Raw genomic sequence first — 24,068 nt, 5'->3', positions numbered from 1 at the left:
AAAAAATTAGGGGAAATGATGAAAACTCAAATTTCAATTGCACTCATCTCTGTTGCATTGATGGCTTCAGGCTGTGCCAGTAAAACAGAACGTCAATTTATCAGTGGTTGTAAAACAGGTGGTATTGATGGCAGTACCTGTTCATGCATCTACGACAAACTTGAAGATAAATATGGAGAGGATGGTCTTAAAAATAATCTGTACACCCTTCAACAAACTGAATCCTTTCAGATGGATATGGTCAACGTTCCCTATCAGTGCATGAAGGAATAGCCATGAGAACACTTGCAGGCATCATCTGTGTCATCGCCGTGATTTGTGTACTAGGACTACCCTTCATTGGCTTCATGATCGTAATGGGAATTTTTATTGCATTGGCAAAATATGCTATTGGGGGAAAGTAAATGAATTCAAATATTAAAACAGGTCTGATTAGTGCCTATTTCGTGATTGGCTTTTTCTTTGCCATCTATCAACACTTTTGGGGACAGTATAACTACAAGCCATTTACTTACAATTTGGGGCAAGGCTTAGTGTGGCCTGCAGTAATGTTTCCAGTCATCGGTAAAATTGTAGGTGGTATCTTGATCCTATTATTCATTTGGTTCGTTGTTATTCGTCCTAAACTATAAGGGGTTCAATCATGAAAAATTTATTCTCTATCATTGCCCTGTGTTCCTTATTGATGGCATGTAGTCAAAATAATCCACCACCTAAAGCAGATGAAGCAAATACGACCAATCCAGCCGTGTCAGAAAGCCATGATGCTCATTCGATCTATGCCCCTTATACTGAAGAGGCAGTCAAAGCCAGACTGATGGATATGCAGATCATTGTTGAAAATGGACACATTTATCTCCCTGCTGAAGTGAAGGAAGCAGAATCCTATATCAATGGATGGAATAAATATCCTGATATGCTGAAAGCCATGATGGAATCTGATCTTAATCCGAATCAGACTCAAAATGTCGATGACACACCACCTGATGAAGAGACCTCTATTGAAACGAGTGCCATCAGTGCACGAGGACGAATCACCGCTCAGGAATCACAATCTGCATTCAATGTGCCTGGGGCAATTGATTACTTCATTGAAATCCAATCGACCAATGAACAGCCTTTTACCTTACAAGGTTTGAAAATCAACCGTGGGCGTTGTGGTTTTAGCACAGGTGACTTTTATAGCAAATTACCTGTCACATTGAACTACAGTCAAACTGTTAGATATTTACTAAAATGTAAAGGGGATCAAGTCCTTGAAGCAGAACTCATTACTGATCAAGGGAGTTTGAGTATCACATTTTGATATCTGACTAAGGATATAGAGAACACTTTAGATTGTCGTGTTCTCTATTTTCAATATAATAATGACTTATTCTTTATATATCTCGTCGCCAACCCACATCAAACTGACTGATGCCAAATGTCTTCATATTAGCAGATATCTTGGCACGTAAGCGCTGCTCTACTTTTTTCGGATTTACCAAATATAGACCTGCACGAAAAGCATTCTCACGTTGTTTCGGTTGTTCTCTATGAATCATTCCTACACCAAGTAAACCTCTGGCCTCAAACTTTTCTTTGTTCTCTTTTCGGTTACAGTTGAAATAGCTACCTTGATTATTGGTAATGGATTGTTGCCAATACTTGCCAACTTCCTCTCCTAACCATTCATCGCCATCACGCATATTGCCATCATAAATAAGCAATAAATGGCAGTGATAACCTTTCTTTGCACCTTGTTCAAATGCCCAAACGCAGCCCTGTAAATAACGAAAGCAGGTATCTTTGTTCGACATTCTATTCCGTAGTATTTCCAAAGCCCGATGAAAGTCTTCAACATCCCAATTCGCTTGATGTTCTTGAAGGATTCCTACATCAACTCGTACAAAGACCAACCTAGCATAATGATGGAGCATTTTGTTCAAATAGTGCGCTAGTTTAATTTGATTTTTTCGTTCTTGGTATTGAAATTTATGAATATCTTGAATAGCACTTTTCATTTCATGCTGAATCATGCCCTGAATATGAAAGATATGATTTATATCAAACTGTATAATATCTTCATAAATCTGGAAATCCAATTTTTCCATGATGTAATCTACGAGAATAATCACTCTCTTAAAAACATTGATAATTTTAGAATAAAAAAAGTAATCTCTGTAAATCACTTTAAAAGCACATACAGCATCTAACAGTTCTCGCTTGAATTCCTCATGATCATCAACGAATTGTTCATGGCATGTACTAATCATAAAATCTTCGATTGAAATAAGGATAGATGATTCATTTTCTAATGGGTTGTTTTGGTACATTTAGGTTCTCACTGAAACATAAGGTTCATATCTAAGTGAGCGATGTAAAATTTTACTAGTCATTATTCTGTAGCAGGATGTTGTGGTCATCCTGCTCTACTGAATATGATCATAGACTTTGGAACATACTATAGGGTTAATTCAGATTGCTTTAGTTATTTGATATTGATATATGGTCTATAGCCCATTTGAGTATGGGCTATACTGAACTAAGTAACTCATTGTACTCACTTAACTAGATAAGATATTGTTTGTATTATTAATATATTACTTATAGTTAATAATATAAGATACCTGTTAAGCATATTGTTCTGTTGTTTCGATAAGATCATTCATCTACATAACGCTTATCGCCAATCTATCGGATTTTGCTTAGGCTAAAGTTACGCCTTTGATTTGGTTTTAACTTTAGATTTAGCCACACTGCCTTTTACTAAAACCTTAGGGACTCGGACAGTCGCTTGTCGCTCATACAGCTCAAGGAAGCTGTAGTAATTTACCAATACTTCAAAGACCTGCTTTCGTCTAGATTGGTCACCAATTTCAAGTAACAATGATTGCTGATTCAACTCAGGAACTGATGGCATCAAAGGAACTGTATCGAATAATGTTTTAAATCCATCCTGTTGAACAGTATTCATTTGGGTTTTCCACATTTCCCCAAATAAATCATCCTTACTTTTTAGCTCCTCGTACTTTCTCGCATCAAAAACTAAAATCAGATCAAGATAAGTATGCTGTCCAGCATATTCCCGCCATGCTCCAAAATAGCCTGTCATACTAGATACTGGTTCCCTACTGCGGTTACGTAAAAACATCTCTGTAATATTTTTTGAAAAAATCTGCTGATTAACTTCTGCCCCATTTGACTCTAGACCAAAGCGGGCTCGATAAAGAATACATTCTTTTTTAAGCAATTTTTTCAAATATGTCTGCAAGCTATTCAATCGTAGTCCACACTTTTTATAACTTGCTTCAATATAATCATACGTTGTAATAATCTCATCACCAATATCATCCGCTTGGACATAGTCTACATATTTAATGATTTCAGCAATCGTTTCGTTGTTTTCAATTGTAGTTTCGTCTAAATCCACTGTTACTACATGCTGCACTTGTTTCCAGATTTTAACATCTAACTTAGATTGCCTAATATTCGAGTGATAGTCAGATCGAAGTTGCTTGACCAATGCATTGAATCGTTCAGCACCTTGCTTGCTGGTTTTTTCTGCTAATTGTTGCTCGACCTGCCAAAGATTCATATTCTTTAGAAAAAACTGCACATTGATATTTAGCCGATATAAGTAGGGGCTTATACTTAACAATTTCAAATCTGGCAAATGACTGTATATCCATAATAATTGATGACCTATACGTGTGATTGAATGCTCAATTTCTTCAGCAGTCAACTCAACATTCCCTAGTCGAATAGGCAGATCAAATGCACCAACTGTAGTATTCATCACAGTCGTCATAAATATTTCTATATTTTGAATGAGTGCTATAAACTCTTGAAAATCTCCTAGCTCATTTGCCAATTCGCGATTGAAAATTTGTGAAATCTTAAGCCTATTTCTTGCTAAAACTGGTTGGTGACGCACACTCCATATTTTATCATCCTCATAACGCACCATATCCTGAAACGATTTTCGCGCCATCATCGCTAAATCTAGGGGGAAATTACGGTCACCCAAAAGCTCAGAGGAATACCAGAATTGATTGATCGGGTAAATTTGGTTATTGAGGATATATAAAAACTGAACAACCTCATCCACATGCTTAAAGATATTCAAAATCCAATATTTATAATCTTTTATTTTTCGGTGATTGGTCGAATTTATTACCCCATCGATTGGATCTTTTTTCAATCCCTGAGCAAGTTGTTCCCCCCATGGATGAATATGAAAAGGTCGATCAATCAAAATCTTTTTAAACTCTGATTCGAGTTTTTTAATGATCCTGGTTGATAGCTGTTCTTTTTGATTGTTCAGCATCAATACCACGTTGAGATTTAGTCCTGATACCAAGTCATGTTCCACCTTGGTCATCATATATAATAATCCTGCAATCCCCTGCATAGTCTGCTGTAACTCAGGGATTCGCATCAATCGATCCTGAATGAACGAATGATAGTCATCCATTTCACTTGACTTGAACGGAAGCTGAATATTTAAGGTCAGGCAAAAAACTGATTGATATCTTTCCAACAGGGTATCAAGAAGTTGCTCACTCGTGACTTGATGTACCAAGTTAGGAATTACATAATTCGGCTGATAGTTGGTCGTACTTAAATATTGTTTCAACCAAAACAAAACCTCACAATACAAATGAGGCTGAAGATGTTTTCCATCACCTACACCTGATGACAACACTGTATTCGCATTTCCGTTTAAATGTGGATACAAGTACAGATGATGATTTAAATTTGATGACGATTGTTTCAGAAAATTCAGCATATTCAAAATTAAATAAAGTCCATCGCCTATCTTAAGATATGGAGAAATCCTTAGATTCAGATCACAACTTAAACTTTCAATTTCTTGTCTTTTAAGCAACCAATTCGTTGCCGTACTGTGCATTAAATTGTGCTTAAACTGATCTAGAGTCAAAGAAGAGTGTTGCTCAACCAAACACCACAAATACTGCAACTTCTCCAACTCATCAATCAACTGTTGAGTATGACCAAAACCACTCGCATCGTCTCCACAAGAAACTATCATTTGTAATTTTTTAAGTTTCAAAATACAAAATATATCTTCAACATTAATTTTTAAATTATTCCAACTAAAATCATCTAAAATGCCTATATATCTTGATTCTTTCATAATTTTAAAATGTATTATTACATGTACTATTTAAATTATAGCGTATAGTAAAGTTAAAAAAATATATCTATAAAACATTATTTCATCGTCTATAGATAACAATCCTCTATATTATTTTCAATAAAGTGATTCTCAATTTTATTGTTTCATGAATAGAAGGGGCAAAAAAAAGCAGAAGCCTCTACTTCCGCCTTATAACTCAAAATATCTTTTCGACTCATTTCACTAAAAATCACACTCCTACAAATGCATATACATAACGAAAATGTGTTGTGGATATGCTGGGCGAAACCATCAAAATCAAAGGTAGCTAACCTATAAAAAATATCAGCAACTATCTTTATGAAGAATTTCTTTCAATATATCAGGCTGATTTCTCAACTCATGAATAATGGTTTCGGCAATATACCCACCACTATATGGGATCTTATATTTGAGTTTTTCCATCTCTTTAGACGGGTATTTTGCCCTGAGTATCTGGTTCAACTCATTAAGTTCTTTCTTTAAATCTACTATCTTTTTAGAAGTTAAAGCTGTTCTTGGTTTTCTGCGTATACCGCCTTGACCAGCTTTATCTTGCTTCACTGATAACAACTCTCGCTCTAACTTTGTGAGCATTTCTTGCTTAAGCACGAGTTCAGACTTAATCCACTGAATATCGTATTCCTCAAAAGCTTTGACCAGATCATCAAGCACAAAATTAACTGCTTGATTTAAAGTCTTCCATTTACCACGACGTGCCACTTGTTCCCGTAAAATACGATATATAATTTCACGTCTTGGGTATAAATGCTTGTCGTAACGAGCTTTGACTGCAATGATAGCCTTTGCACTTTTGGCAAGTGTAGGGTTCTGAATAAACTCCAATCCACCAAGCATTTGCACGGAAGCAATTAAGATATCTGAATATTGCCTTTGAAAAATTTTGGCAGGCAAGTTATTCACTTCAACCCTTAATGTATTAAGTTGTATTAAAAGCTCAGCGAGCTGAGATGGTTTGAAGGGAATATTCAAATCAGCCCCCATCATTTCAGCAAAAGAAATTCTCTCCTCATTTACTGAAAAATCATTCTGCTGCATTCTTTTTATGATTTTCTCTTTTTTATCTATGCATGATTGATTCTCTGTTGCAGTTGATTCATCATCCAACTCACACTGATAGTAGTAGCAAAAGTTTAACCATATATCCTGCTCAAGCAGCTCTACGTTTGATAATTTTTTATTGTTCACAAGTTATTAAATTACAGATAATTAGATAGCATAATACTACTATTTTTTTAGATGCACGTACTGCTCTACTTTAAATCTTTTCTAAATTTTATAGTGACCTCATCAACAAACAGAACTAATCACTTAAAAATACGCGTTGCTCTCTGACCTGTATTTAAAGCTAGAAATTAGTTCTTTCATCTAATTGTTATGACTACAAAAGGATCACAGGTATGGGCTACTTAACATCTAAAGAAATTCGCCACAAACTTAAAAATTGCTCTCCTTCAACATTATGGCGTTACCAACAACCTAATCAAAAAATGTTCGAAAAACCGATGCCACAACCTATTAAAAAATGTGCTGGCTCTTCTAGTCTTTGGGATGAAGAAATGTTTAATGAATGGCTACTCAAATATTTCAATAACAACCAAATGAGTAATCTGTCTAGCTAGACAGATTACTTAACTTTTTCCACCATTTTTTATAAGCTTTAGACATCTCTTTTTGATAATCATAATAGTCATATGTCCCCTGTTCTCCTGGCATCACATGTCCAACCATCAGTTCCGCAACATCCCTACTCGTAAACGCACTGAAATTTGTCCTAGCTGTACGCCGTAAATCATGCATAGACCAATGATCCATTTCAATTTTATAATTCTTCCTTGCAAATTGCATGAAGTTATAAGGGGTATCTGTTGGCCCACTACGCCCCATTGGCTCTTTGCCATTTTCATGTGGGAAAATGTATTCAGAATTACTCAAATCAATTGCCGACTGAAGCCACGGTTTGATCTCATCAATAATAGGTCGAACAATGTCCCCTTTACTTTCTCCTGTCTTATGATTTTCATACGGTACTGTCCATGTATTTTTACTAAAATCAAAATCTGATTTCCGTGCAAGCCTCAACTCACTATATCGATTACCATAAAACAAACATAATTTGAGAAATAAAACATTCCTTAATGATGTTCTAGACTCATCACAAATTTTAAAAATTAAAGATAACTCATCATCTTGTAATACTCGAACAGTTTTATTTTTCTTAATATTCAAGTCACGTTTTCCCGTGATATGTCTTATGGGGTTTTGCTCAATTAATTTTCGATTGATCCCCCAATCCAAACACTGCTTTGTATTCGTAAGAATGCGATCAGTTATCGATGGTGACTGTTTAAATTGCTCTTCTAGTAAATCTAACCACATATGTAATGTGATTTGCTCAGCAGGTATGCTACCTAACTTTGGGAAAACATAAAGTTCAAATGATCTCAAATATTGATCTGCATTCTTTTTATTAGGAATAGTATATTTCGCATGCCACTCACGAAATAACGCTTCAAAAGTTATAGCCTCTGTGATCTTGTGAAGCTCTACTTTTTTATGAATACGTGGGTCATGTCCCTTTTCTAAAATTGCTTTCATTTTCTGCAATTCAATACGAGCTTCTTTAAGGCTCATATTTGGATAGGTTCCCAAGTCTAAACGAGCTTGCTTATCGTTATATCGAAAACGCATCTGAAAAGTGAGCTTTCCTTTTCGCGATACACGAACGCTCAATCCATCTTGATCAGGCTCTGTATGTATAGCTGAACGTTCACGATCTAGATTCTTCTTAAGCCAAGTATCTGTTAAAGGCATTTTACTCCACCTGTGTACATATTTTTTTCAAGTAGCTAATTCTAGAAAATATGTACACACATATGTACACAAACATACTGACTAGACTTGAAATCTATTGAACGGGGTTGAAAGATATGTCAGATAAAGAATATCAATATTTTTATATTTTTACAGCACTTACAATAATTTTATTATTATATTTGAAATAGGTTGAATGAGCTTGAATAGATATCAAATATTTGGGTGGGAAATAATAGCAAATGTGCGTCGTTGAGCGACCTGTGCCGCTAACTCATCTTTAAAACTCATGAAATACACCTACTGCGGAGATTGCAGTGCCAAAGATCTAAAGTCGATCAAAATAAAAATTGGCGTAATTGTAGCAGATTTATAGGTACTGTTTAGAGATTGTTGAGTTGTCTGCCCGTGTTTTCATGTCAGGAATATTTTTCGTGAAGCCCTAAAGAACTCATGGCATTCACCATTAAAAAAGCCTGTTCAATATAAACAGGCTTTTTATGAATAAACTTAGAAACTTATGCCAATTTCTTTTCCTCAATAAATTGAACATCGGCAATTTGGGCATCCCAAAATTCAGTCCACAATGCACAATAATCAAGACATAGTTTGGTTAAACTTTCATAGTCACTTGGAGTAATCGCTTGTGCTAATGCAAACCACAAGTCGTCTTGATGGTCATCATCAGCAGCTTCAGCCGTTTCATCTGTTGAAACACCATGTACGTGATAATATCCCCCACCCTCAACATCAATATTTACAAACTTGGTTGCTTGTCTTAATGGTGGGCTAAAAAGAATGACTTCTTCTTCTGCTACGGCCAATAAAGCCACAACTTTCATATAGCTATCATAAGAATCTTCTAAGAATGTTCTTACCTGATCTGAAATTTTAGAAGGTTTATAATTACGGCGGTCTGCCTCAGTCAAACCATAATCATTTAATAAATCTTCATATAAAGGATAATGTGCATATTCAGGGTTCCCTAAATAATAATTATCTTTACCTAAACCCGGTCTAAAACCGAATTCATCCAATATATTTAAGCTTAATAACACCCTAGGAAACATTTTAGCGCCAGAGTGAAGCTTTGGTTCCAACTGCTTCGTGAGAAACTGCGCCTGTAATAAAGCATCAGTAAAAATTTGTACGATGGCATGACGATATTCTAAATGAATACGTGTCAGGGTTTGTTTATCAAGATAACCGTTATTTAATATTTCAATGGCTGGATGATGACTTACTGGTAAATGTGCAATTCTATTCCTTAACTGTTTGAGAAATTGTAAGTTTTCTTCCCACTGTTGGGCAGAAATACTGTTTTTCATACCTTGTAATGCTTTTTGTCTTGGATTATCAAAGTCTTCAAATTTTTTTGACATAATCATTCTCAATAAAAAGTTTTTCTTATAGTTAAGCTGTGGGTCATCCCTCTATTTCCATTTTGCACTCATTTGCTAAAAGGATAAATTCCGTATACCCATACTTAACGATCCGATATTATGTTCATTATCTCAACAAATCAATGGATTAATTAATATTATTTAAAAAAGTAAACTATTGCCAATAAAATATAAAAATTCATAATTTTTAAAATAAACCAAACTATTGAATAAATATGATTTTTTAAATATCATAAAATAAGTTTTATTTAAGCTTTCATACTTTACAATAGCAAAGTTAATCAAAAAATATCTATGACGGGGCAACTAATGTCAAAAAGAGAAACGATTATAACAACAGCAATGACCCTTTTTAATCAAAAAAGTTATACCTCTATTGGTATTGACAAAATTATTGCTGAATCCAATGTTGCAAAAATGACGTTCTATAAGTATTTCTCTTCTAAAGAGATTTTAATTGAAGAATGTCTTCAACGACGGATTTTAGAGGTTCAGGCGTCTTTATTAGACAAAGTTAACAGTGTAAACAACCCATTAAATAAACTTAAAAGTGTTTTTAATTGGTATATCGACTGGATTAATACTGAAGATTTTAATGGATGCTTATTTAAAAAAGCGACCATTGAAGTACTACAAATGTATCCATCTGTTAAATTTCAAGTTAATAAATACCGAAACTGGATTTACAATGTAGTTTTTGAAATATTTTCAGATTTAGAAATTGAAGATCCAAAAGTTCTAAGTAGCCTTTTTCTTAATATTATAGATGGACTTATTATTGATGCCACTATTAATAAACCAGAAATTAACCCTGAAGAAACATGGTCTTATATAAACAAACTAATTGAACTCGAAACAACTCTGAGATGTGCAGCTGCTTAAATAAACTTAATAATTTAGTTTATTTATATAAGCAGACTTGCTTCTTCTCTTAATCAATATAAATTAGGCCGATATGTACTCGCTACATAACGGCCTTAACTTTATATAACTTTAATCCTTTAAATATTCCTTAATAAAAATATAGTGTTAGGTAAGCTTATTTATTTAAATTAATTAATCACTCATAAAAATACTCTTTAAAATATACACCAGTAACATGTCTCGTGTATCTCCCCTATTTGCATCGAGTAATTGCATAATCGCCCCATCCATTACAAACAAAAGCATATAAGCATCTTGTTGGGTGGCTTCTTTCTTTAAGGTTAAAAGCAAATTACAGATTTCATTAATGAGCCAATATCTATACTGCACCACCACTTGATAAGCTGTTGGGTAGTTTTTTTCAATTTCAAAAATAGCTCTAAATAATAAGTAATAGTTGCCATTTAAATTGGTATGTAAAAAGAAAATCTTCTTGAGCTTTTCACGTAATGCTAAATCTTTTTGTATATAAATGATTGAGTGTACTTGCTCTTTTAAGGCATCTTTTTGAAAGTTTAGGCACATTTCAACCAGCCGCTGTTTAGAGTGGAAATAGTTATAAAATGAGGCTTTCGGGACCTCTGCCTCTCTCGCAAGACGATCGACACCGACGTTGTGAAAACCATGTTGACTAAAAAGATAGCGACACTTATGCAGCGCACTTAACGCGCGAAATGAAAGATCTGAATATGGCATATATGTACCGTTATAAATTAATTTGTTGTTGTGTCTAAATGAGAGAAAACGGCTGCAACTTTTGCTTTAGGCAAAAAAAGCATGCAAAAAGGCCCCAAAGATGGCCCTAACGCATCTCAAGTTTTATTGTTCATATGATTTTTTAGTCGTGGCGAACTAGAGTCTGAAAACTCAAAAGTAATCAAACCTTGTTAAAGACTAATCTGGTGGTATAAAAAAAGTATGCATAGCCAACTCCTTATATTTGGAGTTCTGCCAAAGCATGAATTTAGAATTATGGTGGCAGAACGAGCAAGGGTTCGCAGACTGATAGTAAAGAATCAGCACACCCGAAGGTGTCCCTCACTCGTCCTACCGCAACGAGCGAGGGACGATTTACACACAAGACTACTCCTCAGAGGGAATAATCTGATGCCTTTACTAATCGGTCTGCGACAACCGGCTGGCAATGTAGGCCAGCAGGCAAAGGATAATCTGAGAGTTTAGAAGTGTCAATGTGGAATTTATGCCAAGATTTTAAATTTCTTATTGTTTTTCATTAGATTAAATAAATTATTATTTTAGACATTATATATAAAAGTATTTTTTAATTTTAAGCTAATGTCGAGATTAAACAAAATGAGCGCCTTGTGACTGGATCAGTTGCCCTACATTTACAGGCATACCCAACAAATAACCTTGGAACTGCTGACAGCCTAAACGCGTTAAAATTTCAACTTGCTGCTGAGTTTCTACCCCTTCGGCTGTTACGGTTAAACCTAACTTTTTCGCCAAGTGAATAATACTTTCTAAAATGACTTCTTCTTTTGAACCCGGTTTTAAATCGACAATAAAACCACGGTCAATTTTAAGCTCATCGACTGCGACTGGTAAATCTTTTAAATATAAGAAGCTTGAGTGCCCTGTTCCAAAGTCATCAATTGCCACTCGAATACCCATATCACGTAGTCGCTCACAAGCACGAATGCTTAAGTCGATATGTCGCATTGCTGTTGATTCGGTAATTTCAACAGTAAGGTGATGAGGCTTAATTTGGTATTTTTTTAACAGACTTTCGAGGGTACTAAAGAGCTTTTTATTTTCAAACTGTAAGGCAGATAAATTGACTGCAACTGGATAAAAATGAGTATTATTGCGTTCCCATTCCTGAATTTGCTGGCAAGCTTGTTCAAGCGCCCAATATCCCATTGGAATAATTAAACCTGTCTTTTCTGCACCGCCAATAAACATGTGTGGCGTAAGCATACCCAACGTTGGATGGTTCCAGCGAATAAGCGCCTCTACCCCACAAATTTCAAGATTGGTATTAAACTTCGGTTGGTAATAAAGAACAAATTGCTTTTCGTCGACTGCTTTATATAAATCGTTGATTAGTTTTGACTGACTTCTTGTTTCTTGTTGATGAGTAGAATAACTAAAGACGGTATAAGTATTACGGCCTTGTTCTTTAGACATCAGCATTGCTGCATCGGCATTCATAAGTAAGTCTTGAACATTTTGCCCATGTTCAGGAAACAGTGCGATACCAAGACTCGCTGAAATGTTAATTTCTTTACCGGAAATTTGATAACTTTCTTGAATAAGCTGCAATACTTTTTCAGCTAAATACACCGCTCCATCGGTATCGGTATTTTCAGCTATTAATAAAAACTCATCACCACCAATTCTTAGTAACTTGCATTTTTCACTAAGCTGCCAATGTAAACGGTTCGCCATCTGAATAAGGAGTTGATCTCCAATATGATGACCAAACGCATCATTTACCGATTTAAAACGATCTAAGTCTATATAAAGAAAAGCAATTTTTTGGTCTTTATAACGATGGTCTGAAAGGAGAACTTCGGCGTAGTCAACTAAATATAGTCTGTTTGGTAGCTTAGTTAGATTATCTTGAATAGAGAGATTGGCGAGTTCTTTATTGGCTTTTCGGAGTTCTAAATTGCGCTGATTGAGTCGTTGTTCCAGTACCGCAACGATAAAACTCGCGACCAGCACCAAGCAGGTGACTAAAATAATGGTAAACAGCAGCAAATCATGTTCAGCCTGATACTGGCTTACAAATTTATCGGTAATATTTGTCGCAATAAGTGCCGTATAGTGCATTCCCATAATGCTTAAAGTCATCATGACTGCAAAAGCTAGTTTTAAACTTACGCGATTACGATCACTTTCTTTTAACTTATAGGCTAGCAAGAAAGCCAAGCCTGAGCCACTCATGGCAATTAATACAGAAAATAGAATTAGGAATGAGGTGTAATCTTTCTTATAAAGATCGATATTCCAACCCAACATACTCACATAGTACGAAGCGGAAATACCAATTCCCATAATGACTGAACTTAAAATCAGTCTCACTAAAGGTAAGGTATAGCGAGAAGTCAGCCAAATTGAGATACACGAAAGTAAGGCACTAATACCGTAAGAAAATGTAATTAATGGAACATTCGAGGCTGAAGTTTCAAAGATGTGGTAAGCATTCATGCCAACAATATGGACAATACTAATGGCTGCTCCAAGCAATAAACCATTTAGTATTAAAATAAGAGGCTCAACTTTTCTGTAAGCTTGCTTAAATATTAACTGCTCCATGGAAATCACAATATAGCAAATAACGCCAGCCGCAATAAAAGAGCCGACGATCAATGTGCTATCGTAATCAACATGACCCATACTGGACTTCCATGATTATTCAATACTTTTTTTTATTTTGTTCAATTCATTGCACAAAATACAATTAAACACGTTAAAGAAATATTAGTAAATTTGACTTTTTTAGTCAGTTATAAACAATAACATTATCTAACATTTGGTCAAGTATTTTTTACTTTAGAAATCAATAAACTAAACAAAAATTAAGCATCCAATTATATGAAAAATATAGGATTTCTTGAGTCTAGGTCAGCTGACCTTAATGATGATTTTTTAAGCTTGGTTTTTAGCTGAATTAAAATAAAAATCCTGCATTAAGCAGGTTTTTTTAGAAACACTAGAAAAGAGTCTTAGTTTTTCTCTTTGTCTACGATCTTGTTCGCTTGAATCCTGAGTAGGAATCAAGAAAGCAGCGCTTTCTTCCTACGCAAGGAGCGAGGACTAGCAGAGCACTGCTCTGCCCGAGTGCAAGAGCGAAGTTTTACTTCGCTAACGCACGTTTCAAGCTAAAGAGAAATCTTAGTTTTTCTCTTTGTCTACGATTTTGTTTGCTTGAATCCAAGGCATCATCGCACGTAACTTATTACCAGTTACTTCAATACCATGTGCAGCATTTTGACGACGACGAGCAGTCATAGATGGGTAGTTCAACGCACCTTCTTGAATGAACATCTTCGCGTATTCACCAGATTGAATACGTTTTAATGCATTACGCATTGCTTCACGAGATTGTTCGTTAATTACTTCAACGCCAGTTACGTATTCACCATATTCAGCGTTGTTAGACACTGAGTAGTTCATGTCAGCGATACCGCCTTCGAACATCAAGTCAACAATTAACTTAAGTTCGTGTAAGCACTCGAAGTAAGCCATTTCAGGAGCATAACCAGCTTCAACTAAAGTTTCGAAGCCCATTTTAACAAGTTCAACTGCACCACCACAAAGAACTGCTTGCTCACCGAATAAGTCAGTTTCAGTTTCTTCACGGAATGAAGTTTCGATAATACCTGTACGACCACCACCTACGCCAGAAGCGTAAGAAAGCGCAACGTTACGCGCATTACCAGAAGCGTCTTGGTGAATTGCGATTAAGTCAGGAACACCTGAACCACGTTGGAATTCTGAACGTACTGTGTGACCAGGAGCTTTAGGCGCAACCATGATTACGTCTAAGTCTTTACGTGGAACAACTTGGTTATATAGAACAGAGAAACCATGAGCAAATGCTAAAGTCGCGCCTTCTTTAATGTTTGGCTCAATCACGTCACGGTAAAGTTGTGATTGGAATTCATCTGGAGTCAAAATCATTACGAGGTCAGCTTGCTTAACTGCTGCTGGAACTTCAGCAACTTTAAGACCCGCATTTTCAGCTTTCTTCCAAGAAGCTGAACCAGCACGTAAACCTACAGTTACGTCTACGCCTGAGTCTTTAAGGTTAAGTGCATGTGCATGACCTTGAGAACCGTAACCAATAATCGCTACTTTCTTGCCTTGGATGATTGATAAGTCACAGTCTTTGTCGTAAAAAATTTGCATTTGTGTTCTCCGCTAAAATACTTTTTAAAAAATTAAATGGCTAAAACTTTTTCGCCACGGGCGATACCAGATACCCCTGAACGAACGACTTCTAGAATGGTGTTTTCTGAAAGCGCATCAATAAAACCATCTAATTTTTCAGTTGTCCCTGCTATTTGAATGGTATAGGTTGTTGATGTCACGTCTACAATTTGCGCACGGAAAATATCCGCTGTACGCTTAATTTCAGCACGTGAAGCACCTAACGCTTTTACTTTAATCAACATCAGTTCACGCTCAATGTGTGAACCTTCTGATAAATCTACTACTTTTACAACTTCAACAAGTTTGTTGAGTTGCTTCGTAATCTGTTCAATTTTATGGTCATCACCATAAGTGGTTAACGTTAAACGTGATAACGTAGGATCTTCGGTTGGGGCAACATTCAACGTCTCAATGTTGTAGTTACGTTGACTGAATAAACCCACCAAACGAGAAAGCGCACCAGCTTCGTTTTCAACGAGTACAGAAATAATATGTCTCATTATGTACGCTCCCCTTTACCTAACCACATATCCTTCATGGACTGACCTGCGATCAACATTGGATATACATGTTCTGTGCGATCAACCATAACGTTGATGAATACACATTTATCATTAATCGCCATTGCTTCAGCAAGCTTTGACTCTAATTCATCAGCATGATCAATTTGAATACCAACATGGCCATAAGCTTCCATCAACTTGCCAAAATCAGGCAATGATTCAACATATGAGCTTGAGTGACGGCCTTCATAGTTCATATCTTGCCACTGTTTAACCATACCTAAAGCACGGTTATTCAAGCATAAGATCTTCACATTCATACCGTATTGCTTACAAGTTGAAAGCTCTTGAATACACATTTGAATTGAAGCTTCACCCGTAATACAAACAACTTGTTGATCTGGGAAAGCAAGCTTCGCAGCCATGGCATAAGGTAAACCAACACCCATGGTGCCAAGACCACCAGAGTTGATCCATTGACGTGGGCGTTTGTACTTGTAGTACAACGCACCAAACATTTGATGCTGACCAACGTCTGAAGTAATGATGGCATCACCATTCGTTACTTTATATAAAGCTTCAACAACTTGCTGAGGCTTCATTGTGCCATCAGTCGGTGTTTCAAACTTCAAGCCATGAACTTTACGCCATTCATTAATTTGATCCCACCATGCAGCAATCGCTTCAGGGTTTGGCTTAGACACATTCAATTGTTTCAACTGGGTCAACATTTCCTGAAGTACAGGCTCAACTGCCCCTACAATTGGAATGTGCGCCATAATTGTTTTTGAAATGCTTGCCGGGTCAATATCAATATGAATAACTTTGGCATTTAAACAGAATTTTGCAGGATTATTAGTTACTCGGTCATCAAAACGAGCACCTACCGCAAGAATGACATCAGCATTATGCATTGTCATATTTGCTTCATAAGTACCATGCATACCTAACATACCCACGAACTGTGGATCGTCGCCCGGGAAGCCACCAAGGCCCATAAGCGTGTTAGTTACTGGATAACCTAATAAATGAGCGAGTTCAGTTAATAATGCTGATGCATTACCTTGAACAACACCACCACCTGTATAAATGATAGGACGCTTTGCACTTAAAAGTTCATCAATCGCTTTACGAATTTGACCAGAGTGACCACGTGAAGGTGGTTGATAAGAACGCATCTTCACTTTTTCAGGATATTCGTATGCAAACTTTTCTGCTGGATTCGTCGCATCTTTAGGAATATCGACTACAACTGGGCCAGGGCGACCACTTGATGCGATATAAAATGCTTTTTTGATAATTGCAGGAATTTCACTTGCGTGACGAACTTGGAAACTGTGTTTCACGATAGGACGTGAAATACCCACCATATCAGTTTCTTGGAAAGCGTCTTCACCAATAAGATGTGATGCAACTTGGCCAGACAAAATCACCATTGGGATTGAGTCCATATAAGCTGTTGCAATTGGAGTTACTGTATTGGTTGCGCCAGGTCCTGAAGTGACCAGTACTACGCCAGTCTTACCTGTAGCACGTGAGTAAGCATCTGCCATATGACCGGCCGCTTGTTCATGACGTACGAGGTAATGATTGATTTTGTCTTGTTGAAATAGCGCATCATAAATATGTAATACAGCGCCGCCTGGATAACCAAAAACATGTTCAACGCCTTCGTCCGCAAGAGCACGAACGAGCATTTCACCACCAGATAAAAGTTCCAACGTGATTCACCCTAAATTCTTTATCACTATTTATGGAAGGCACAAATAGTGTTTCATTCATTGAATTGTCTGCACTGTTATAGCACACATATTGTCTAGTTTTCGTTGCAATAGAAAAATTTCTGTTTTTCAGCCGTATAAGCTTTTTTAACATTAATAAAGCATGTCTGGATATACATACTTTAGTAAAATCAATCTCTCGGCTAGAGAGAATGTCTATTACAAAACATGACGGTTATTCGAAGGGTGATCAAATAATCGCATATAAAACTAAAGAAAGCATTTTTGTTGTTTAATTCACTAAAGTCAAGATTAAAGGAAAGGTTTTTCCATAAAAAAAACTAGCTGACGTTTTTTTAATCTAATATCGAATCGTAAATTTGATCACCCTGCCTCATTATTTATATAAAAAACACTCTTTTTGATATAAAACCACTCATTCTAAATTGCTTATTTATGAACTTTATTTAAATATAGTCAGTATTTTTTGGGGAACATCTAATATGAACTTATCTTATTTAAAAACAAGCTTATATACAGCAGTCGCAACAGCGATTTTAGTTTGCTCAAGTCAGAGTCAGGCAGAGCAATATTACAAATGGGTAGATAAAAGTGGCTCGACACACTACACCACGACACCACCGCCTAAAGGCGCGAAACATTTGAACACAGTTTCGACTTATGGCACCCAGCCACCTGTAAAGAATTCGACACCAACCCCAGAACAACAAACTCAAGATAAAACAGATAAAGCCGTAGCAGCAGCTCCATCTGCAGCACCGGCTCCATCTGCTACAGCACCACGTTAAGTAAAAGAAGAGTGGTGAATACTTTCACCACTCTTCCATGATTTAAAATAAAGAAGAATGGGTTGGGAAATTTTTATAGCTCATATTAAAAGATAAAATCGTGATCTAAAAACTGACATTTTCCTGTATTTTGCGCTATGCTGTGCAGCAATCTTTCATTTCAATTTTCGTTGTATAGCTTACGTCTATGACTATTTCTCACATTGACCCAGAATATCAAGCAAACACGATTGAACCATCAGTCCAACAAGATTGGGAAAATCGTAAAGTCTTTAAAGTTGCCGACACTGTCGAAGGTAAACATCGTTACATCCTGTCAATGTTCCCTTACCCAAGTGGCAAACTGCACATGGGTCATGTGCGTAACTATACAATTGGCGATGTAATTAGCCGTTTTTACCGTCTAAAAGGCGAAACCGTACTACAACCAATGGGTTGGGACGCATTTGGTTTACCTGCGGAAAACGCTGCAATTGCCCATAAAGTTGCTCCGGCAAAATGGACATTTGAAAACATCGCTTACATGCGTGACCAATTAAAAAAATTAGGTCTATCTGTAGATTGGGACCGTGAATTTGCAACTTGTACACCAGAGTACTACCACTGGGAACAATGGTTGTTCGTTCAACTTTATAAAAAAGGCTTAATCTACCGTAAACTTTCAACAGTAAACTGGGACCCGGTTGACCAAACAGTTTTAGCTAACGAACAAGTTGAAAATGGTCGCGGATGGCGTTCTGGTGCATTGGTTGAAAAACGCGATATTCCAATGTACTACTTCCGTATTACGGACTATGCACAAGAATTATTAGACGACCTAGACACCTTACAAGACGGCTGGCCTCAACAAGTGTTGACCATGCAACGTAACTGGATTGGTCGCTCTACTGGTATGGAAATTACTTTCCCATCTGCCAATACCGAAATTTATGCTGACGGCTTAACTGTTTATACAACACGTGCTGACACGCTGATGGGCGTGACATATGTTGCTGTTGCAGCAGAACACCCTCTTGCGCTTAAAGCTGCTGAAAACAACCCTGAATTGGCTGCATTTATTGAAGAATGCCGCATGGGTTCAGTTGCAGAAGCTGACTTGGCAACAGCCGAGAAAAAAGGCATGGCAACAGGCTTGTTTGTAAAACACCCTGTAACTGGTGAACAGCTTCCTGTCTGGATCGCAAACTACGTATTAATGTCTTATGGTTCTGGCGCAGTGATGGCTGTACCAGCACATGACGAACGTGACTTTGAATTTGCGAATAAGTTCAGCTTACCAATTAAGCAAGTGATTGATGCCAAAGGCGCTGACGATGCAGACTACTCTGCAACTGAGTGGCAAGAATGGTACGGTTCTAAAGAAGGTAAACTTGTTAACTCTGGCGAGTTTGATGGTTTAGAATTCCAAGCTGCGTTTGACGCATTCCTTGCGAAATTAGAACCACAAGGTTTAGCAAACTCTAAAGTTCAATTCCGTTTACGTGACTGGGGTGTTTCTCGTCAACGTTACTGGGGTTGTCCAATTCCAATGATTAACTGTGATACTTGTGGTCAAGTCACAGTTCCAGAAGACCAACTTCCGGTTGTATTACCAACTGACGTTGTTCCAGATGGTTCAGGTAACCCGCTTAATAAAATGCCTGAGTTCTATGAAACGAAATGCCCTTGCTGTGGTGGCGATGCACGTCGTGAAACAGATACTTTGGATACATTCGTAGAGTCATCTTGGTACTACGCACGCTATGCGTCTCCAGACTTCACTGGCGGTATGGTGAAACCTGAAGCTGCTCAAAACTGGCTTCCTGTAAACCAATACATTGGTGGTGTGGAACACGCGATTCTTCACTTACTTTATGCGCGTTTCTTCCACAAATTAATGCGTGATGAAGGCGTTGTACAAGGTAATGAACCATTTACTAACTTGTTAACTCAAGGCATGGTGCTTGCAGATACATTCTATCGTGAAGCAGAAAATGGTAAGAAAACTTGGTTCAACCCTGCTGACATCGAATTAGAACGTGATGAGAAAGGTCGTATTCTTTCTGCAAAATATTCAGGTGACGGTCAAGAAGTGATTATCGGCGGACAAGAAAAAATGTCTAAGTCGAAAAATAACGGTATTGACCCACAAGCAATTATTGACCAATACGGCGCAGATACCGCACGTGTATTCATGATGTTTGCTGCTCCACCAGATCAATCTTTAGAATGGTCTGATGCAGGTGTTGAAGGTGCTAACCGTTTCTTGAAACGTGTATGGCGTCTGGTAGCAAGCTTCCTTGAAAAAGGAAATGCTGCAACTGCAATCGATACAGCAAACTTGTCTAAAGATGCTCAAGATTTACGTCGTAAGACTCACGAAACGATTCAAAAAGTAAGTGATGATATTGAACGCCGTCATGCATTCAACACTGCAATTGCTGCTTTGATGGAATTGTTAAACGCAAGCAACAAGTTTGAAGCAAAAGATGACAATGATGTTGCTGTAGAACGTGAAGCAATCACAACATTGTTAACGTTACTTGCTCCATTTGCACCGCATTTAAGTCAAACTTTATTGACTCAGTTTGGTACAGACTTAACAGCAGCAATCTTCCCTGAGGTTGATGCTTCTGCATTAACACGTAATACCCAAACGATTGTTGTACAAGTAAATGGTAAACTTCGCGGTAAACTTGAAGTTTCTGTCGATATTTCTAAAGATGACTTATTAGCTCAGGCTAAAGCATTACCAGAAGTTCAACAGTTCTTAACAGGACCAACCAAAAAAGAAATTGTGGTTCCAAACAAATTGGTTAACCTCGTGGTTTAATTACAGGTATTAATGAGAGGATCAAGCATGCACTTAGCCAAACGTTTAGCCGCTGTTGTTTTAACCTTAGGCCTTAGTGCAGGCTTAGTCGGGTGTGGTTTCCATTTAAAAGGAACTAACCCGACTGCGACTCCACTTGTTTATAAAAAGTTAAGCCTTGAGTTACCGGCAAAAACCGATGACCTAGAAACACAATTAAAAGTGTATTTAGCTGCAAATGGCGTTCAGTTCAGTAATGATAACGATGCGTATGTTCTTCATGTTTTAGAGTACACACCGCGTCGTCAACTTCTAAATGGTAAGCTTACAGAAGTGTTGTTACGCTTGACTGTGACTTTCCAAATTGAAGACCGTCAAGGTAATAAAATTACCGAGCCACGTACTTTAACTGCATCTCGTAGTTATCAATACGATTTGGCAACGGTTAACACTGAGAACCAGCAAGAAGGCTACTTACAACGTATTGTGATTGATGACATTGCACAGCAAATTACTCGTCAAATTTCAGCAAACCGCTTACCAAAAGCTCAACCATAAGATTTAATTGTTCTTAAGTAATGAAACTTGACTATTTACAAGCTCTTAAACGCATTCCGGAAGCCCGGGGTGCGTGGATTCTGCATGGACAGGAACCATTACTTGAACAAAACTTATTAGATACTTTCCGCAAAAGCTGGCAGCAGCAAGACATTGAAAGACAGCGCTATGACATTAGTAGTGTGAGTGACTGGAAAAATGTTTTTAATGCACTGAACAGCTTGTCTTTATTTTCGCAGCAACTTGCGATTGAAGTTCATGGCAATATCAAGCCCGATGCAAATGGTCTAAAACAGCTTAAAAGCTATATTCAGCACAATGAAACTAACCTGCTGTTAATTGTTTTACCTAAACAAGACAGTAGCAGTTTAAAGTCTGCTTTTTTCCAAGTTGTTGAAGCAAACGGCGTTGTGGTTGCTTTAACTGCCAACTACCCGCAAGACCGTCAAAGAATTTTAACTGCCGAAGCAGACAAGCTTGAAATTCAACTCGACAATGACGCTTGGCAGTGGCTCATGCAGCATCATGAGCACAACTTACTCGCTGCTAAAAATAGCTTAATGCGCGTACGAGATACTTTCCCAGACCAAAAGCTGATTCAAATTGAACAGTTATATGCATGCCTACAAGATCAATCTCGTTACACCACTTACGATTTAAGTGATGCTTTATTAGAAGGTAATCTCGCTCAGTCGATTAAGATTTTCCAGTATTTAATTGGTTCTGGTGAGCCCGAAAGCCTAATCTTATGGACATTAAGTAAAGAAATGCGTTTACTCATGCAGTTGTTTGAACAACCGCACAATGCATTGCAACTAGGAATCTGGAAAACCAAAGTTAGCTTATATCAACAAGCTTTAAGAAGACTCAATCCACAACAGTTTTTAGGCTGGTCTACTCTACTCTTGCAAATCGATGCGGCAATTAAAGGCATGTCGAATGAAAATGCCGAACATTTAATGCAACAGGCCATTGCCGAGTTGTGTGGAAAAACATTATTTATACAATAGCGCTTAGAAATTGGGCGGCTGCTTTTGTTGAAATATCATAAAAATTCACGTTTTATCCTCATTTGACTTTTATACTAAGTGAAATTTTAGACTTTTCGACCTATTGCCATGCCAAAAATAAAGCCAATTAAACTCGTTATTATTGTCGTCTGTATAGCCGTTATTGCTGCGCTAGCTTGGAAATTTTTAAAGCCTAAACAGCAGCAGCCTCAATATATTACAGCAGAGGTAACTCGCGGAGACATTGAAAATAATGTACTTGCCACAGGTACACTTGATGCAACCAAACTGATTAGTGTGGGTGCTCAGGTGTCTGGTCAGGTAAAAAAAATGTATGTGCAACTTGGTGATCATGTAAAACAAGGCCAACTGATTGCACAAATTGACTCGACTACCCAAGAAAACAGTTTAAAAACATCTGATGCCAACATTAAAAACTTAGAAGCTCAGCGCCTTCAACAAGTGGCATCTTTAAATGAAAAACAACTTGAGTATCGTCGTCAGCAACAAATGTATGCTCAAGATGCGACACCTCGTGCCGACTTAGAGTCAGCTGAAGCTGCTTATAAAACAGCTCAGGCACAAGTTAAAGCATTAGATGCACAAATTGAGTCTGCGAAAGTTACTCGCTCAACAGCACAAACAAATATTGGCTATACACGTATTGTTGCGCCAACTGACGGTACGGTTGTTGCGATTGTGACTGAAGAAGGTCAAACCGTAAACGCAAACCAAAGTGCTCCAACGATCGTTAAAATTGCAAAACTACAAAATATGACGATTAAAGCACAGGTGAGTGAAGCCGATATTATGCGAGTAGAAAAAGGCCAACAAGTCTACTTCACCACTCTAGGCGATGAAACTAAACGCTATGCGACATTGCGTCAGATTGAACCAGCTCCAGATTCAATTTCTAGTGAAACAACAAGTACGACAAGCTCAACTACAAGTTCAGCTGTTTATTACAACGCTTTATTTGACGTTCCAAATACAGATGGCAAATTACGTATTGATATGACTGCTCAAGTTTATATCGTACTAGATTCAGCAAAGAATGCTTTACTGGTTCCATCTTCTGCTTTAAGTAATAAACAATTTTCTGGTCAGAAAAAATCTGGTCAGGCTACAGACAAAGCTGCTTCAACTCCAAGTGCGGAAAGAAAACAGATAGGTAATGGTGCTCGTTTAGAACGCTTAAATTTAACTGCTGAACAAAAACAACTGGTCGAACAAGGTAAGGCAACGCTTAGTGTAGTGCGTATTTTACAAGCAGATGGAACAACTAAACCGACTCAAATATTGGTAGGTATTAACAACCGTGTAAATGCTCAAGTACTTGCCGGATTAAAACAAGGTGACCAAGTTGTGATTGCAGACAGCTCAGATACTTCTGCTGCTTCTGCAAATAGTGGTAATAATCGCCGCCGTGGCCCAATGGGAATGTAAGC

21 protein-coding genes and 1 pseudogene are annotated in these 24,068 nt (G+C 37.3%); 11 read left to right on the top strand and 11 right to left on the bottom strand.

Annotated features, from left to right (window positions below; genetic code table 11):
* The first annotated feature begins 18 nt into the window (after positions 1 to 18).
* From MSG95_RS05165 to MSG95_RS05150, 4 genes are read left to right on the top strand one after another with little or no spacing between them, the layout of a single operon-like run.
* Positions 19 to 273, top strand: a complete 255-nt coding sequence (locus MSG95_RS05165; RefSeq protein WP_324624600.1) for a hypothetical protein — start codon at positions 19 to 21, stop codon at positions 271 to 273.
* 2 nt (positions 274 to 275) lie between these two features.
* Entirely contained in the window at positions 276 to 404 is a 129-nt protein-coding gene (locus MSG95_RS05160; protein WP_002062302.1) for a hypothetical protein, read from the top strand.
* Positions 405 to 632 (top strand): hypothetical protein, encoded by a 228-nt coding sequence (locus MSG95_RS05155; RefSeq protein WP_086222411.1) that lies wholly within the window; start codon positions 405 to 407, stop codon positions 630 to 632.
* 11 nt (positions 633 to 643) lie between these two features.
* Entirely contained in the window at positions 644 to 1,306 is a 663-nt protein-coding gene (locus MSG95_RS05150; protein WP_086222412.1) for a hypothetical protein, read from the top strand.
* Between the two features lie 73 nt (positions 1,307 to 1,379).
* On the opposite strand, the gene MSG95_RS05145 is transcribed toward MSG95_RS05150, so the two are convergent.
* The 3 genes from MSG95_RS05145 to MSG95_RS05135 form a co-directional block, all read right to left on the bottom strand.
* A complete protein-coding gene (locus tag MSG95_RS05145; RefSeq protein WP_086222413.1) occupies positions 1,380 to 2,315 on the bottom strand; it encodes a YagK/YfjJ domain-containing protein in 936 nt (311 codons plus the stop codon).
* Between the two features lie 383 nt (positions 2,316 to 2,698).
* Complete coding sequence (locus MSG95_RS05140) at positions 2,699 to 5,140, bottom strand: hypothetical protein (RefSeq protein WP_171287836.1); 2,442 nt, start codon at positions 5,138 to 5,140, stop codon at positions 2,699 to 2,701.
* A 327-nt stretch (positions 5,141 to 5,467) separates the two neighbouring features.
* On the bottom strand, positions 5,468 to 6,370 hold the full coding sequence (locus MSG95_RS05135; protein ID WP_104919098.1) for a hypothetical protein: 903 nt from the start codon (positions 6,368 to 6,370) through the stop codon (positions 5,468 to 5,470).
* Positions 6,371 to 6,582: 212 nt separating this feature from the next.
* On the opposite strand from MSG95_RS05135, the gene MSG95_RS05130 reads away from it, so the two are divergent.
* Complete coding sequence (locus tag MSG95_RS05130; RefSeq protein ID WP_086222416.1) at positions 6,583 to 6,804, top strand: hypothetical protein; 222 nt, start codon at positions 6,583 to 6,585, stop codon at positions 6,802 to 6,804.
* On the opposite strand, the gene MSG95_RS05125 is transcribed toward MSG95_RS05130, so the two are convergent.
* The 3 genes and pseudogenes from MSG95_RS05125 to MSG95_RS05120 form a co-directional block, all read right to left on the bottom strand.
* Positions 6,797 to 7,996: a tyrosine-type recombinase/integrase gene (locus MSG95_RS05125; protein WP_086222417.1), complete on the bottom strand. Its 1,200-nt coding sequence runs from the start codon at positions 7,994 to 7,996 to the stop codon at positions 6,797 to 6,799. The two genes, MSG95_RS05130 and MSG95_RS05125, sit on opposite strands and share 8 nt — an antisense overlap.
* A 219-nt stretch (positions 7,997 to 8,215) precedes the next feature.
* Positions 8,216 to 8,287, bottom strand: a pseudogene (locus tag MSG95_RS18915) (hypothetical protein); the annotation flags it as partial.
* A gap of 227 nt (positions 8,288 to 8,514) precedes the next feature.
* Positions 8,515 to 9,378 (bottom strand): hypothetical protein, encoded by an 864-nt coding sequence (locus tag MSG95_RS05120; RefSeq protein WP_004698707.1) that lies wholly within the window; start codon positions 9,376 to 9,378, stop codon positions 8,515 to 8,517.
* A 330-nt stretch (positions 9,379 to 9,708) separates the two neighbouring features.
* Here MSG95_RS05120 and MSG95_RS05115 point away from each other — a divergent pair, with 330 nt between their 5' ends.
* A complete protein-coding gene (locus MSG95_RS05115; protein WP_077164469.1) occupies positions 9,709 to 10,281 on the top strand; it encodes a TetR/AcrR family transcriptional regulator in 573 nt (190 codons plus the stop codon).
* Positions 10,282 to 10,455: 174 nt separating this feature from the next.
* Here MSG95_RS05115 and MSG95_RS05110 read toward each other — a convergent pair whose 3' ends face one another.
* The 5 genes from MSG95_RS05110 to MSG95_RS05090 form a co-directional block, all read right to left on the bottom strand.
* A complete protein-coding gene (locus tag MSG95_RS05110; RefSeq protein ID WP_077164470.1) occupies positions 10,456 to 11,019 on the bottom strand; it encodes a TetR/AcrR family transcriptional regulator in 564 nt (187 codons plus the stop codon).
* A 609-nt stretch (positions 11,020 to 11,628) separates the two neighbouring features.
* Positions 11,629 to 13,689, bottom strand: a complete 2,061-nt coding sequence (locus MSG95_RS05105) for an EAL domain-containing protein (RefSeq protein WP_324624602.1) — start codon at positions 13,687 to 13,689, stop codon at positions 11,629 to 11,631.
* 498 nt (positions 13,690 to 14,187) lie between these two features.
* The gene (gene ilvC, locus MSG95_RS05100) at positions 14,188 to 15,204 is read right to left on the bottom strand and encodes a ketol-acid reductoisomerase (protein WP_004698717.1); all 1,017 of its coding nucleotides are present in this window, start codon (positions 15,202 to 15,204) and stop codon (positions 14,188 to 14,190) included.
* Positions 15,205 to 15,236: 32 nt separating this feature from the next.
* A complete protein-coding gene (ilvN, locus tag MSG95_RS05095) occupies positions 15,237 to 15,728 on the bottom strand; it encodes an acetolactate synthase small subunit (protein ID WP_004698718.1) in 492 nt (163 codons plus the stop codon).
* Positions 15,728 to 17,452 carry an acetolactate synthase 3 large subunit gene (locus MSG95_RS05090; protein ID WP_004698721.1) on the bottom strand — a complete coding sequence of 575 codons (1,725 nt, stop codon included), beginning with the start codon at positions 17,450 to 17,452 and terminating at the stop codon, positions 15,728 to 15,730. The genes ilvN and MSG95_RS05090 overlap by 1 nt, the downstream gene beginning before the upstream one ends.
* Before the next feature lie 503 nt (positions 17,453 to 17,955).
* Between MSG95_RS05090 and MSG95_RS05085 the strand changes: the two genes are divergently transcribed.
* The 5 genes from MSG95_RS05085 to MSG95_RS05065 all read left to right on the top strand — a co-directional run bounded on the left by MSG95_RS05085 (position 17,956) and on the right by MSG95_RS05065 (position 24,066).
* Positions 17,956 to 18,261, top strand: coding sequence for a DUF4124 domain-containing protein (locus MSG95_RS05085; RefSeq protein ID WP_077164471.1), 306 nt, complete (start codon positions 17,956 to 17,958; stop codon positions 18,259 to 18,261).
* 187 nt (positions 18,262 to 18,448) lie between these two features.
* Positions 18,449 to 21,073 carry a leucine--tRNA ligase gene (leuS, locus tag MSG95_RS05080; protein WP_019458092.1) on the top strand — a complete coding sequence of 875 codons (2,625 nt, stop codon included), beginning with the start codon at positions 18,449 to 18,451 and terminating at the stop codon, positions 21,071 to 21,073.
* Positions 21,074 to 21,100: 27 nt separating this feature from the next.
* Positions 21,101 to 21,610, top strand: coding sequence for an LPS assembly lipoprotein LptE (gene lptE / locus MSG95_RS05075; RefSeq protein WP_004698727.1), 510 nt, complete (start codon positions 21,101 to 21,103; stop codon positions 21,608 to 21,610).
* Positions 21,611 to 21,630: 20 nt separating this feature from the next.
* Complete coding sequence (gene holA / locus MSG95_RS05070; protein WP_004698728.1) at positions 21,631 to 22,620, top strand: DNA polymerase III subunit delta; 990 nt, start codon at positions 21,631 to 21,633, stop codon at positions 22,618 to 22,620.
* Between the two features lie 108 nt (positions 22,621 to 22,728).
* Entirely contained in the window at positions 22,729 to 24,066 is a 1,338-nt protein-coding gene (locus MSG95_RS05065; protein ID WP_077164472.1) for a MacA family efflux pump subunit, read from the top strand.
* Positions 24,067 to 24,068 lie beyond the last annotated feature (2 nt).

Origin of the sequence: Acinetobacter sp. IK23, from assembly GCF_035615275.1 — a bacterium.
GTDB lineage: Bacteria > Pseudomonadota > Gammaproteobacteria > Pseudomonadales > Moraxellaceae > Acinetobacter > Acinetobacter seifertii.
This window is presented reverse-complemented; position numbering and strand designations above follow the sequence as displayed.